This is a genomic window from Kitasatospora sp. NPDC101155 (assembly GCF_044768305.1).
GTDB lineage: Bacteria > Actinomycetota > Actinomycetes > Streptomycetales > Streptomycetaceae > Kitasatospora.
In genome coordinates, this window is sequence record NZ_JBIWPN010000033.1 from 1 (window position 1) to 13682 (window position 13682).

The window sequence follows — 13682 nt, forward strand, 5'->3', positions numbered from 1 at the left end:
CCAGGCCCTCCTGGCCACCTGGACCGGCGCCTGCTCGATATGCGGCCAACCCGCACCGACACCAGAACCACACCACCGCACCTAACAAAGCCCTATCAGCGCCTTGCCAGGAAATGAATGCGGAGAGTGACGGAATGGCGAAGCGCGCGCCCACGGGAAGTGAATGCTCGGCGCTGGGGTGCTTCTTGCGGATCCCGACGCGGCGTCAGACGCGTGCGGTGAGGCCTTGCAGCAGGTAGTGCAGTCCCGCGTCGATGGCCGCCTCCCGCTCCGCGGGCGAACGGCCGGGCTGGAGGTTGAGCAGGATCATGGCCAGGCCGTGGACGGTGGCCCAGCTGGCCATGACCGCGGCGTCGGTCTGCTCGGCCGGCAGCTCGCCGGTCCGGGTCAGTCGCTGCAGTGCGGCAATGAGCAGCGCGTCCGGCTTCGGGCGCTCGTCGGCGTCCGGCTTGTCCTTGCCGCGGCCGGGGGTGCCGACTCCGGCGGGGTTGTCGTCCATGGCCGTCCGGAACAGGCCGGGTTGGGCGAGTGCGAAGTGCACGTAGGCGCGGCCGACTTCGCGCAGGTGGGCCTTGGCCGCCTCGCGTGGGTCGGCGGGTTCGTCGACCTGGGCGAGGTGGACCAGCATGGCGGCCGCCATCTCGCGCAGGGCGTGCTGCGCGACGGCGGCCTTCAACTCGGCCAGCGTCTTGAAGTGCGCGTACACGGCGTTGGGCGCCACGCCGACGGTGCGCGTGACCTCCCGCAGCACGATCGCGTCGGGCCCGTCTTTGCGGGCTAGCTCCGCCCCGGCCTCGACCAGCGCAGCGCGCAGGTCACCGTGGTGGTAGCTGGAGCGGGTGGGCGTCGAGCGAGTGGCCATGTCGTCGATCCTGGCATGAACGATCTCCTCCAGCCAGCGTGTCATCGCGCAACGTGTGGTCCGTCAAGCAGGGTTCGCTCCTGCCTGGTCGAGGGGGAAAGGCGCAGGCCGGGGAGGTTGCGGCGGCGGATCATGAGTTCCGCGACGACGATGTTGGGCAGCCAGCACAGGAACGGGACGGCGGCGTAGGCGTTGTCGAACATCTGCTGACCTGTGGCGTGGCTTCCGGCCACGGCCTGGACCCCGATGAGCAGGCCAAGCCAGAGACGCAGCGTGGGGGCAGCATAGGTCAGCGCGAAGCTGCGGATCATCCATGCCCGGTGACTGGCAAGGTCGCGCTGCCGGATCGCGTGGTAGCCGCGGTAGGAGGTCCACGCCCACAACACCGCCAAGCTGCCGAAGCCGAAGAGGCCGACCAGTCCGGCCTCGCTGACGAACGACATCACGAACGCGGCGACCGAGCCGAAGGCGATGGACACCAGGTAGGTGCGTCCGATCCAGCGGTGCAGGCCGGGCCGTCGCCGCCGGATCGCCCGGACGAACTGGAACGGCCCGACGGACAGCGCCAGACCCGCGAAGACGATGTGGGTGTAGAAGGCGATCTGGACCGGCAACGCGCGGTTGGCGTAGTTGTTCGCCAGCCCGACGTGCCGGGCGCCGAGGGACTGCAGGCTGCCGGTCGCGTACTGGCCGACGAAGTAGCCCGTGATCGCGAGTGAGAGCACGGTCATGAAAGTCCAGTTGACCCGGCGGGTGCCTCGGCGCCCGCCCTTGGTCACGGGTGGTGTTGCTGTCGGTGCGGTGGTCATGGCGGTGCCTTTCCGTGTGAAGGCGTGGTGCGGAACCATCCATCTGGACAGTGTCTAGATGGACACTGTCCAGATTAGGGAGTGGGCTCTCGGCGCGTCAATGCACGGAGATGAGCGACAGTCAGGCTCTGGGCGGCGCGGTCCATCCGGACAACCCCCGCCGGACCCGTCCGGTCGAGGAACAGTCGCGGACGGCGACGAGACCGGCAGGCGCCCGACAGATGGTCAGTTGACAGGCCGCTCGTAGCCGATGGCCGCCAGGGCCTCCTCGGCGGCCTGCTGGTCCTGCTCGTAGCTGCCGCCGGAGATTCCGAGGCCGCCGACGCACCGGCCGTTGTCGATGATCGGGTAGCCGCCGCCGACCGCCATCAGGCGCGGGTGGCTGGCCAGCGGCGCGATCTTCGGGTTGGCCAGGTAGTCGTTCCACGCGTGGGTGGGGGTCTGGAAGGAGGCCACGGTCCATGCCTTGTCGAGCGCGACCTCGGCCGCGAGGAAAGGCGCGTCGTCGGCGCGGTCGAACGCCTTCAGGTGTCCGCCCGGGTCGGTGACGGCGACGGCGGCCGTGAAGCCGATCCGGGCGGCGGCCGTGTGCACCGCCGCGATGAGTGCGCCGGCGGCGGCCTGGGTGATCGTGGAGGCGGGGGCTGACTTCTGGAGAGTGTCAGTGCTCATGAAGGGTTTCCTCCTGGGCTGGGCGGTGCTGGTAGCGCTGCAGCGATCCGGGCCGGGTCACCGCAGCGGTGAGGCCGGGGTGGGGATGACGCGGGTGACGACGGACTTCTCGGGAATCAGCAGGCCGTGGACGACCGGGCCGATCTCGTTCTTCCAGCGGTCCTGCTGGTAGACCGCCGTGTACAGGGCCTCGCTCCGAGCCTCGTCCTCGAAGCGGCGGATCCACACATAGCCGTCCTCGTCCTCGGCGTCGACGAAGGAGGCGGTCACGTCCATGCCCAGCGAGGCCTGGAACGTCAACGCACTCCGCTCGTGGGTCGAGGACAACATCGACCACGCCTACCGGCCGGAGCCGGTCGCATCCTGAGGCCGTCACCTCCGCGCGGCAGAGCAGCGCCTCCCGTGCGGACCTTGCCCCGAGGACCTGCGGGACACCAGCATCGTCCTCGGCGCTCTGGTGCCGACTCGGGAGAACAACGGACCAGGTCCCACGCAAGTGAGTACACGGGTGTCGTCTCCCTGGCTGTCGGAGCGGGCAGTCCATCAACGGATGGCCCGGCCCTCCGGCCGAGGACCACAAGAGACGGCTCGCACCGCGATGCCGTGAATGATCTTCGGCTCGTCATTGCAACAGCGGCTACACCTATCGTTGGTCGAAAGGCAGCCGAGGCGGAACGTGGAGGCAGCGATGCGGGTCGTGTTCGTGCATGGGGCGTGTGTGCGGGACGGGTCGTGGTGGTGGCACCGCATGGCTGAGTTGCTGCGGGAGCGACGGGTGCTGAGCGTGTCGCCGGCGCTGCCGAGCTGCGGCGAGGCGGGCCTTCCCGGGGGCCGCGGCAGTCCGGGGCTGTCCGAGGACGTCGCGGCGGTGCGGCAGGTGCTGCTGGACAGCGATGAACCCACTGTTGTGGTCGCCCACAGCTATGGCGGCATCATCACCGCGGAAGCCGCCGCGGGTGCCGGATCGGTCCGCCACCTGGTGTTGATCTCCAGCTACCTGCCCGAGGTCGGGCAGAGCCTGTCGGACTTCGGGGACCGCAGCCCCGCCTCGTTCCTCGACATCGACTCCGCCACCGGCACCTTCGGGGTTCGCCCCGAGCGACTCGTGGACACCTTCCTGCAGGACTGCGATCCCGAGATCCAGGCACACGCGGCGGCCCACCTTGCCCGGCAGAACGTGCAGGTAACCAGGCAGCCGGTCGGGGCGGCCGCATGGCAGCAGGTGCCCTCGACCTACCTCGTCTGTGCCCAGGACCGGGGCACCCCGCCACACCTGCAGTGCGACTTCGCCCGCCGAGCCGGCAGTGTTGTCGAACTCGACGCCGGCCACCACCCGTTCCTGTCCCAGCCCGACACAGTCCGGGACCTGCTGCTGAGCCTGTGACGGCAGCGGAAAGATCATTCACGGAATCGCGACCAGAACCCAAGAAATCCCGGCCGACGGACCAGTTGACGCCCCGCTGTCCGACCTCAGCCGGTCGAGCCACTCGCCCAAAAGGTGCGGTTCCGCGCTGCTCAACGTCGTCTGCTCGGGCAGCAGAGCGCGCAGGGTCCGGGCGGCGCCAGCAGGGGCCCGTGCCTGCACGGCAGGCTGCGGGTGGATAGCGGCGGTGTCGGCGACCGGTCACCCTGGAACGCGTCTACGCAGTCACCGACCTGACGGCGGAGCAGGCCGACGCCCCTCAAGATCGCGCACCACGTCCGCGAACACTTGGGCGCCATCGAGAACAAGATCCACCATGTCCGCGACCTTCGCCGAGGACGCTCCCCCAGCCTTCGGCCGGGAGGCGCCCCCACCCGCGTGCGCACCGGCACCGCACCCCGGGCCATGGCCGCACTGCGCAACCTCGCCATTGGCGCCCTCCGCCTCACCGACTGCGACAACATCGCCGCCAGCCGGCCGAAACACCTCCAGACCGCTGACCACCCTCGGCACCACGCGATCCACCTGTCCAGCTCCGCGCTGGACTCCCACGTCGTCGGCTGGGCGAGGTACGACGGCACCGGCCGTACCTCGCCCACCACCGGCGACAGCGACGAACCGCCGTACGAGACGGGGGTGGCGGCGTTCCGGGACGGCTGGCGGCTGTTCCAGGCCGCTCATCTGATCCCGCCGCACCCGGGCCACGACTGCGACGTCTCCTTCCTCAAGCACGAGTTCTTCTTCGAACGGATCGTCGACGCATCGGCGCCATGACACAGCTTCCCGCGCAGCGGCTTGCGAAAAGACTTCGACCGGGCGGCAACCTATCCGGGCCGGGCGGCCACCCAAGGGTGCGCCACGACGGCGGACCGCAGTCAGCTGCGGCCCACCTCCCGTATCCACGCACTCCGATGGGGAGCCCACATGTCACCTGACCACGGGACCACCGCCCAGCAGCCGACGACCCGGAAGCCCAGACGCCGCCGCACGGTCGCGGCCGCGATGGCAGTGCTCACGGCCTCGGCCTGCGTCGGCGCCCTGGCGGTCAGCGCCAGCGCCGCGCCCACCGTGAACGTCACCGTGGACGCCGGCGCGTCCCTGAGCGCGGTGCCCGGCAGCGGGGTCGGCCTCAACACCGCCGTCTACGACACCTACATGAACGACGCGACCGCGGCCTCGCTGATGAAGGCCGCCGGAATCCGACAGCTGCGCTTCCCCGGCGGCTCGGTCGCCGACGCCTACCACTGGAAGACCCACACCGTCACCGGCGGCAGTTGGGCCGCGCCCGGCACCGACTTCGACCACTTCATGGCCACTGCCAAGACGGTCGGCGCCCAGCCGATCATCACCGCGAACTACGGGTCCGGCACGCCCGAGGAGGCCGCCGACTGGGTCAAGTACGCCAACGTCGACAAGGGCTACGGCGTCAAGTACTGGGAGATCGGCAACGAGATCCCCGGTAACGGCCACTACGGCAGCAAGTGGGAGGTCGACAACCACCCCGACAAGAGCCCGACGGCCTACGCCACCAACCTTCTCGCCTACGCGAAGGCGATGAAGGCCGTCGACCCGACGGTGAAGATCGGGGCGGTGCTCACCACCCCGGGCTCCTGGCCGGACGGACTGAAAGGACCCGGTGACAGCGCCGACTGGAACAACACGGTGCTCTCCATCGCCGGCAAGTCGATCGACTTCGTGATCGTCCACTGGTACCCGAACGCCTCCAGCACGGCCGACATCCTCAACGCCCCCGCCCAGATCGCCGGCACCACGGCCGCGGTGCGCTCACTGATCAACACCCACGCAGGCCCGCACGCCTCCTCGGTGCAGATCGCGATCACCGAGACCTCCAGTGCCATGTCGCCGGCCCAGACCAGCCAGGCCGCGGCCCTGTTCGCGGGGGACGCCGCCGCAGGGGCGCCCACGGCAAGTGACGGCCGCGCGGAGGCCGACGGTCCTGCCCCGGCCGTCGGCCTCCGCACCGACCGGGGCCACGCCCACCTCGAACCCGTCGCCGAGCTATCGCCGAACCCACCTTCCCTCCTGCCGGTCGGCGCCTGACCGGAGCGGGCCCGGCAGCCCCGGCCGCGAGGAACCCCGCCGACCCGGTCGGGGCTTGCTCCACCGGGCGCGGCGACGGCCCCGGCGCTCGGCCCCGTTCGAGGCGCCGCGGCCCGCCCTGGTCGGCCGTCAGCTCGGAGCGCCTTGCGTCCACCGGATGGGCACCGCGTACCGTTGGCCCGCACCGACCGGCCGTGACCTGGCGTTTCCGGTCGGATTGCCTGTGTTGTCACCGTCGCCTGCAAGGAGCAGTCCCCTGAGTACGTCGTTCGCGGAAGCGCTCTCCATCGGGTTGCTGGCGCTGGTGCTTGTCTGTGCGGTGGTGCGGCCGTGGGGGTGGCCGGAGGCGGTGGTCGCGGTGCCTGCCGCCGGGCTGGTGATCGCCACCGGCGCGATCTCGCCGGCCCACGCGGCGGCCGAGACCGAGCGCCTGGGGCCGGTGATCGGCTTCCTCGCCGCAGTCCTGGTGCTGGCGCAGCTGTGTGACGACGAGGGCCTGTTCAGGGCCTGCGGGGCGTGGATGGCCCGGACGTCCGCCGGGAGCCCGCGGCGGCTGCTGGCGCAGGTGTTCGTGGTGGCTTCGGTGGTCACGGCGGTGCTCAGCCTGGACGCGACCGTGGTGCTGCTGACCCCGGTGGTGTTCGTGACCGCGGCCCGGTTGGGTGCGCGGCCCAAGCCGCACGTCTACGCCTGCACGCACCTGTCGAACACGGCTTCGTTGCTGCTGCCGGTCTCCAACCTCACCAACCTCCTGGCCTTCGCTGCCAGCGGGCTGAGCTTCACCCGGTTCGCCGCGCTGATGGCGCTGCCGTGGCTGGCGGCCATCGCCGTGGAGTACGCGGTGCTGCGCCGGTTCTTCGCCGCCGACCTGGACGCGGGCGCCCCGGCCGCGGACGAGGTGACGGCACCGGAGATGCCGCTGTTCGCCCTCGTCACCGTTGCCTGCACGCTCGCGGGGTTCATCCTCACCTCGATCATCGGGGTCGATCCGGCCTGGGCGGCCCTGGCCGGAGCCCTGGTGCTCGCCGGCCGAGCGCTGGTGCGGCGACGCACCACCCCGGTGGCGATCGTGCGCTCGGCAGCGGTGCCTTTCCTGGCCTTCGTGCTGGCGCTCGGCATCGTGGTGCGGGCCGTCGTGGACAACGGGCTGGCTTCCGCGCTCGGGCACCTCGTCCCCCACGGCTCCTCGTTGCCTGCGCTGCTCGGTACGGCGGCGCTGGCGGCGGTGCTGGCGAACGTCATCAACAACCTGCCGGCCACCCTGGTGCTGCTGCCGTTGGCCGTCCCGTCCGGTGCCGGGGCGGTGCTGGCGGTGCTGCTCGGGGTGAACATCGGCCCCAACCTCACCTACGCCGGCTCGCTGGCCACCCTGCTGTGGCGGCGCATCGTCCGCGAGCACGAAACCAACATCGGCCTGGGCGAGTTCACCCGGCTCGGGCTGCTCGTCGTGCCCGCCGCCCTGGTCGCGGCCGTGGTGGCACTGTGGGGGTCGCTGCAGGTCTTCTGAGCACGAGGAGCACCCGGACCATGAGGAGGATGAGCCCGTGACCGTCGTCGTCTGGATCGCCGAGGGCACCTGGCCCGCCTGTGTGGACGCCGCCCGCGCGCACGCGCCGCAGGGCGCGCAGATCGTCCTGCTCCACGTCAGCGGCCAGGAGGTGCCGGGTGTCGCGCACGGCGCGTTCGCCGGGCTGCTCGGCCGCGGCCACCGCGAGCGGGACCCGGGCACCCGGGTGGAGACCCTGGCGGCGGCCTCCGCCCGGCACCTCCTGGACGCCGCGGCCGAGCGCCTCGGGCGGCCGTGCGCCCGCACGGAGCGCACCGGACGCGTCGAGCGCGAGGTCGTCGCGGCTGTCGAGGGCGCCGAGCTGCTCGTCCTCGCCCGCGACGGTGACCGCACCCGCCTCGGGCCGCACAGCCTCGGCCCCGCGACCCGTTTCGTCGTCGACCACGCGCCCTGTCCCGTCCTGCTGGTCTGGCCGGAACCGGCACCGGACACCGCGACCATCCCTCCCCCGCCCGACCGGCCCTAGGGTCGTGCGGGACCGGCCGGACCGGATCCCCGGGCCCGGCGGGCGGTGGCGGCGCCGCTCCCGTTCAGTGCCCGACGTCCGGGTCCGGGCAGGAGAGCCGGTACCGGCCGCCCGCTGCCAGGCGGACCCGCAGGCGCCGCGGGTCCTTCGAGGCCGGCCGCCAGGTGCGGATCCTGCACACCCGCCAACTGCACGACGCCCGCGGCGGGCGCGAGGGCACGACCCCAGCTCAGCGGCCCGGCGCCATTCCGTGCTGGTCGTCCCCGCGCTCTACCTCGCCGAGGACTCGCTGCCGGACTGGCTGGCCGCCGGGGCCGGCGGCCACCTCGTGCTCGGCCCACGAACCGGCTACGCCGACCAGGAGGCCCGGGCGCGCCACGACACCGCCCCGCTGCGGCTCGCCGCCGCCGCGGGTGCCTGGTACGACGAGTTCAGCAACCTGTCCTCGGACCTCCCGTTGCGCACCGTCCCGGGCAGTCCGCTGGAGCTCCCGGCGGGCTCCACCGCCACCCGCTGGGTCGAGGGCCTGACGGCCACCGACGCGACGGTGCTGGCCGGGTACGACCACCCGCACTTCGGCCGCTGGTCCGCCGTCACCACCCGCGCCCACGGGGCGGGCCGGGTGACCTGCGTCGGCACCGTGCCCGGGCGTGACCTGGCCCGGGCGCTGGCCGGCTGGCTGGCGCCCGCCCCCGCTCTCCCCTCGGCGGAGCGTCCGCTACGCCGCCGAGAAGCAGTAGACCGTCGTCGAGCGGTACTGCTCGCCCGGGCGCAGGACGGTGGAGGGGTACTCGGGACGGTTCGGCTAGTCCGGGAAGTGCTGCGTCTCCAGCGCGACGCCCGCGTACGCGCGGTAGGGGCGGCCGGTCAGCGAGCCGTCGAAGTGGTTGCCGGTGTAGACCTGGAGCCCCGGCTCCGTCGTCAGGCACTCGACGCGCCGGCCGCTCGCCGGGTGGCCGAGCACGGCTGCCCTCCTGAACCCGTTCCCGGCGAGCACCCAGTTGTGGTCGAAGCCCGCGCCCACCCGGCAGATCTGCGGGTCCGCGTCGGCGACGCGCTCGCCGATCACCGTCGCCTCGCGCAGGTCGAACGGCGTGCCCGCGACCCGGGCGACCGGGCCGATCGGGATCAGCTCCGCGTCGACCGGCAGGTATCCCGGGGCGTCCACCCGCAGCAGGTGGTCGAGCACCGTTCCGCCGCCCTCGCCGACCAGGTTGAAGTACGCGTGGTTGGTGAGGTTGACGACCGTCGGGGCGTCGGTGGCCGCCCGGTAGCCGATCCACAGCGCACCGGCCGGGTCGAGCAGGTACGTCACCTCGACGATGAGCGCTCCCGGGAACCCCTGGTCGCCGTCGGGGCTGTGCAGCCGCAGGCGCACTCCGGCCCGCCTTCCCTCCCTGACCGGCACACCGTCCCAGACCCGGGTGGCGAAGCCGTCCGGGCCGCCGTGCAGGGTGTGGCCGGCCGCCTGGGTCGGCAGCCGGTGCGTCGTGCCGGCCACTGGCAGGACGCCGCCGGCGATCCGGTTGGCGTAGCGGCCGACCGTCGCACCGAAGTAGGCGGCTCCGCCGAGCAGGTCGTCGACGACGTCGCAGCCCAGGACGACGTTGGCGAGCCGCCCGTGCCGGCCCGGCGTGTGGAGGGCCTGGAGACGGGCGCCCAGACTGAGCACCTCCGCGGTGACGCCCTCCGGGGAGCCGACCGTCCAGCGGGTGATCTCCCGGCCGTCCGGCAGTGTTCCGGCGATGTCCTGGAAGACCGTCAATTCGCCCTCCGACACGAGTGCTTCTCTCGGCACGGGCTTCTCCGTTCCATGCGGGACTCGGATGGGAAACAGCGACGCCCGCCCGGGCGGGCGGGCGTCGCCGGTACGACGGGCGCCGGGTCAGAGCCCCTGGGCCAGGCGGCGGTAGGCCTGGTTCCATCGGAGTTCCTTGGTGAACCGGCGGATGTTGGTGTCGTCGTCGATCACCAGCAGTTCGACGCCGAGCATCTCCGCGAGGTCCTCCAGCTCCTCGGTGCCGAGCGCGCCGGAGAGCACGGTGTGGTGTGGTGCGCCGGCCGTCAGCCAGGCCTCGGTGGAGGTGTGCAGGTCCGGACGCGGCTTCCAGACGGCGCGGGCGACGGGCAGGTTGGGCAGCGGCGCCGGCGGCTCGACCACGTCGACCTCGTTGGCGACCAGCCGGAAGCGGTCGCCGAGGTCGGCGAGTCCGACCACCACCGCGGGGCCTGGTTCGGCGTCGAAGACCAGGCGGACCGGGTCCTCGCGCCCGCCGATGGCGAGCGGGTGGATCTCGCAGGAGGGGGTGTCGGCCGCGATGCTCGGGCAGACCTCCAGCATGTGGGCGCCGAGGATCAGCTCGCGGCCGAACTCCAGGTGGTAGGTGTAGTCCTCCATGAAGGACGTGCCGCCGGGCAGTCCGATGGCGGCCGCCTTGAGGGTGCGCAGCAGGGTGGCGGTCTTCCAGTCGCCTTCGCCGCCGAAGCCGTAGCCGTCGGCCATCAGCCGCTGGACGGCGACACCGGGCAGTTGGCGCAGTCCGCCGAGGTCCTCGAAGTTGGTGGTGAAGGCCCGGAAGCCGCCCTGGTCGAGGAAGCCGCGCAGGCCGAGTTCGATCCGTGCCGCGTAGCGCAGTGACTCGTGGCGTTGTCCGCCGGCCCGCAGGTCGGGTGCGAGGCGGTAGACGTCCTCGTACTCCTTCACCAGCGCGGTGACATCGCCGTCGTCCGCCGCGTCGACGGCGGCGACGAGGTCGTTGACGCCGTAGGTGTTGACGGAGACGCCGAAGCGCAGCTGGGCCTCGACCTTGTCGCCCTCGGTGACGGCGACGTCGCGCATGTTGTCGCCGAAGCGGGCGAGCTTGAGGCCGCGCAGTTCGGCACGGCCGGCGGCGGCGCGGGCCCAGGTGGCGATCCTGGCGGCCACGGCGGGGTCGGTGACGTGTCCGGCGACGGTCTTGCGCGGGACGCCGAGGCGGGACTGGATGTAGCCGAACTCGCGGTCGCCGTGGGCGGCCTGGTTCAGGTTCATGAAGTCCATGTCGATGGTCCGCCAAGGCAGTTCGACGTCGGCCTGGGTGTGGAGGTGGAGCAGCGGCTTCTGCAGGGCGTCGAGGCCGGCGATCCACATCTTCGCCGGGGAGAAGGTGTGCATCCAGGCGATCAGGCCGATGCAGTCGTCGGCGGAGTTGGCTTCGAGGCAGACCCGGCGGATCGCGGCGGCGTCGGTGAGGACGGGCTTCCAGACGATCTCGACCGGTACCGCGGCGTCGCCGTCCAGGGCCTCGGCGATCCGCCGGGACTGCTCGGCGACCTGGTGCAGCGTGTCCTCGCCGTAGAGTCCCTGGCTGCCGGTCAGGAACCAGACCTGGCGGCCCTCCAGTGGCTTCTTCATGGGGTGGCTCCTCACCGGGCCTGGGGCTGGCCGTAGACGTTCTGGTAGCGGAAGTTGAGGCTGTCGATGTCCGCCTGGGCGATCGGCAGCGGTTCGCCGAGCTGGCGGGAGAGGTGGACGGTGCGGGCGACGTCCTCACACATCACGGCGGCCTTGACGGCGGCCTTGGCGTCCTTGCCGATGGTGAACACGCCGTGGTTCTGCATCAGGACGGCGGGTGAGCGGTGGCCCTTGAGGGTGTCCACGATGCCCCGGCCGATCGAGTCGTCGCCGATCAGCGCGAACGGGCCCACCGGGATCTCGGCGCCGAACTCGTCGGCCATCGCGGTGAGGACGCAGGGGACGGCCTCGCCGCGGGCGGCCCATGCGCAGGCGTAGGTGGAGTGGGTGTGGACCACCCCGCCGACCTCGGGCAGGTGGCGGTAGACGTAGGCGTGCGCGGCGGCGTCCGAGGACGGCGCGTGGGCGCCCTCGACGACCTTGCCGTCCAGGTCGCAGACGATCATGTTCTGCGGCGTGAGCTCCTCGTAGGAGACGCCGCTGGGTTTGATGACCAGCAGGTCCGCGCCGGGGACGCGGGCGGAGACGTTGCCGGCGGTCCAGACCACCAGGTTGTACCGGACCAGCTCCTGGTGCAGGTCGCTGACCTGGCGGCGGACGGCGTCGATGGTCGCGTTCACAAGGCCTCGCTCGGGGTGGTGAGGGCGGCGTTCCGGATGTCGCGCAGGCGGTGCAGGAGTTTGTCGGCCCCGAGACCGAAGTGGTCGTGCAGGGTGCGGTACTCGGCGAAGAGCCGGTCGTAGGCGTCGGCGGCGGGCGGGTCCGGCTGGTAGGCGCCCCGGTGGACCCGGCCCATGGCCTCGGCAGCGGTCCGGACGTCCGGGTACGCGCCGGCGGCGACCGCGGCATGGATCGCCGAACCGAGCGCGGGGCCCTGCTCCGACTCGGCGACCGAGACCGGGCGGCGCAGCACGTCGGCGTAGATCTGCATCAGCAGGGCGTTCTTCTTGAGGCCGCCGGTGACGATGAACTCGGTGACGCGGACACCGCCCTGCTCCAGGGCCTCGACGATGACGCGGGTTCCGAAGGCGGTGGCCTCCAGCAGGGCGCGGTAGATCTCCTCGGGTCGGGTGGCGAGGGTGAGTCCGACGATCACACCGGACAGGTGGTGGTCGACCAGGGTGGAGCGGTTGCCGTTCATCCAGTCGAGCGCCACCAGGCCGTGCGCGCCCACGGGCCCGGCGGCGGCCTTGCGGGTGAGCAGCCGGTGCAGGTCCTCGCCGTTGGCCTCGGCCTCGGCCAGGTAGTCGGCCGGTACGCCCTGGCGCAGCCACCAGGCGAAGATGTCCCCGACGGCGCTCTGGCCGGCCTCGTAGCCGTAGGAGCCGGCGACGATGCCGTCCTCGACCACGCCGCAGACACCGGGGACATCGGCGAGCGTCGCACCGTTGACGACGTGACAGGTGGACGTGCCCATGATGGCGAGGAGTTGGCCGTTGTCGACGGCGCGGGCGGCCGGTGCGGCGACGTGGGCATCGACGTTGCCGGCGGCGACCGCGATTCCCTCGGGCAGGCCGGTCCACTCGGCGGCCTGCGCGGTGAGCGGGCCGACCCGGGAGCCGAGCGGGGCGAGCGGGTGCTCCAGGCGGGTGCGGGCGAAGTCGGCGAAGTCGGGGTGGAGCGCGGCGAGGTAGTCCTCGCTGGGGTAGCTCCCGTCCTGGTGGATGCCCTTGTACCCGGCGGTGCAGGTGTTGCGGCTCTCGGCACCGGTGAGCTGCCAGACGATCCAGTCGGCGGCCTCGATCCAGCGCTCGGTCGCGGCGTAGACGGCCGGGTCCTCCTCCAGGACCTGCAACGCCTTGGCGTACTGCCACTCGGCGGAGATCCGCCCGCCGTACCGGGAGATCCACTTCTCCCCCCGGGCGTGGGCCAGGGCGTTGATCCGGTCCGCCTGGCCCTGGGCGGCGTGGTGCTTCCAGAGCTTGGGCCAGGCGTGCGGGCGGGGCGCCCAGGCGGACGTCTCGGCGAGCGGCGTACCGTCGGCGAGCACCGGCAGGACGGTGCAGGCCGTGAAGTCGGTGGCGATCCCGATGACGTGCGCCGGGTCGACGTCGGAGGCGGCGAGCGCGGCCGGGACGGCGGTACGGAGCACCTCGCGCCAGTCCGCGGGGTGCTGCAGCGCCCAGTCGGGCGGCAGCGGCCGCCCGGTGCCGGGCAGTTCGCGCTCGATGACGGCGTGCGGGTAGTCGTGGACGGCGGTGCCGACCTCCTCGCCGTCCCGTACGCGGACCACCACGGCGCGGCCGGAGAGGGTGCCGAAGTCGATTCCGACCACGTACCTATCCGGATCGGAGACAGCGTCGGGGGCGACGGGATTGACGGTCACGTGCTCATCCTTCGTACGGGGGAACGGCGTTGGAGCCGTGAG

At 72.1% G+C, this 13682-nt stretch carries 12 protein-coding genes and 2 pseudogenes; 6 read left to right on the forward strand and 8 right to left on the reverse strand.

Going from position 1 to position 13682, the window contains the following annotated elements:
• Nucleotides 1–205: 205 nt before the first annotated feature.
• The 4 genes from ACIRYZ_RS33520 to ACIRYZ_RS33535 all read right to left on the reverse strand — a co-directional run bounded on the left by ACIRYZ_RS33520 (nt 206) and on the right by ACIRYZ_RS33535 (nt 2619).
• Nucleotides 206–862 (reverse strand): TetR/AcrR family transcriptional regulator, encoded by a 657-nt coding sequence (locus ACIRYZ_RS33520; protein WP_402951721.1) that lies wholly within the window; start codon nt 860–862, stop codon nt 206–208.
• Between the two features lie 41 nt (nt 863–903).
• Nucleotides 904–1671, reverse strand: a complete 768-nt coding sequence (locus ACIRYZ_RS33525; RefSeq protein WP_402951724.1) for a DUF2306 domain-containing protein — start codon at nt 1669–1671, stop codon at nt 904–906.
• Nucleotides 1672–1896: 225 nt separating this feature from the next.
• Nucleotides 1897–2343 (reverse strand): heme-binding protein, encoded by a 447-nt coding sequence (locus ACIRYZ_RS33530; RefSeq protein ID WP_402951727.1) that lies wholly within the window; start codon nt 2341–2343, stop codon nt 1897–1899.
• A 57-nt stretch (nt 2344–2400) separates the two neighbouring features.
• Nucleotides 2401–2619 (reverse strand): hypothetical protein, encoded by a 219-nt coding sequence (locus tag ACIRYZ_RS33535; protein WP_402951729.1) that lies wholly within the window; start codon nt 2617–2619, stop codon nt 2401–2403.
• A gap of 412 nt (nt 2620–3031) precedes the next feature.
• Between ACIRYZ_RS33535 and ACIRYZ_RS33540 the strand changes: the two genes are divergently transcribed.
• The 6 genes and pseudogenes from ACIRYZ_RS33540 to ACIRYZ_RS33565 form a co-directional block, all read left to right on the forward strand.
• On the forward strand, nt 3032–3727 hold the full coding sequence (locus tag ACIRYZ_RS33540; RefSeq protein ID WP_402951862.1) for an alpha/beta fold hydrolase: 696 nt from the start codon (nt 3032–3034) through the stop codon (nt 3725–3727).
• 558 nt (nt 3728–4285) lie between these two features.
• The gene (locus ACIRYZ_RS33545) at nt 4286–4540 is read left to right on the forward strand and encodes a hypothetical protein (protein WP_402951863.1); all 255 of its coding nucleotides are present in this window, start codon (nt 4286–4288) and stop codon (nt 4538–4540) included.
• A 150-nt stretch (nt 4541–4690) separates the two neighbouring features.
• Nucleotides 4691–5827 carry a hypothetical protein gene (locus ACIRYZ_RS33550; RefSeq protein WP_402951731.1) on the forward strand — a complete coding sequence of 379 codons (1137 nt, stop codon included), beginning with the start codon at nt 4691–4693 and terminating at the stop codon, nt 5825–5827.
• Between the two features lie 256 nt (nt 5828–6083).
• Nucleotides 6084–7334: an arsenic transporter gene (locus ACIRYZ_RS33555; RefSeq protein ID WP_402951864.1), complete on the forward strand. Its 1251-nt coding sequence runs from the start codon at nt 6084–6086 to the stop codon at nt 7332–7334.
• Between the two features lie 37 nt (nt 7335–7371).
• On the forward strand, nt 7372–7860 hold the full coding sequence (locus ACIRYZ_RS33560) for a universal stress protein (protein ID WP_402951734.1): 489 nt from the start codon (nt 7372–7374) through the stop codon (nt 7858–7860).
• 137 nt (nt 7861–7997) lie between these two features.
• A pseudogene (locus ACIRYZ_RS33565) lies at nt 7998–8551 on the forward strand (beta-galactosidase trimerization domain-containing protein); the annotation flags it as partial.
• Between the two features lie 27 nt (nt 8552–8578).
• Here ACIRYZ_RS33565 and ACIRYZ_RS33570 read toward each other — a convergent pair.
• The 4 genes and pseudogenes from ACIRYZ_RS33570 to ACIRYZ_RS33585 form a co-directional block, all read right to left on the reverse strand.
• A pseudogene (locus ACIRYZ_RS33570) lies at nt 8579–9625 on the reverse strand (aldose epimerase family protein).
• A gap of 120 nt (nt 9626–9745) precedes the next feature.
• Entirely contained in the window at nt 9746–11254 is a 1509-nt protein-coding gene (araA, locus tag ACIRYZ_RS33575) for an L-arabinose isomerase (RefSeq protein ID WP_402951737.1), read from the reverse strand.
• Nucleotides 11255–11265: 11 nt separating this feature from the next.
• Nucleotides 11266–11934 (reverse strand): L-ribulose-5-phosphate 4-epimerase, encoded by a 669-nt coding sequence (locus ACIRYZ_RS33580; protein WP_402951739.1) that lies wholly within the window; start codon nt 11932–11934, stop codon nt 11266–11268.
• On the reverse strand, nt 11931–13640 hold the full coding sequence (locus tag ACIRYZ_RS33585; protein WP_402951742.1) for a ribulokinase: 1710 nt from the start codon (nt 13638–13640) through the stop codon (nt 11931–11933). The genes ACIRYZ_RS33580 and ACIRYZ_RS33585 overlap by 4 nt, the downstream gene beginning before the upstream one ends.
• Nucleotides 13641–13682 lie beyond the last annotated feature (42 nt).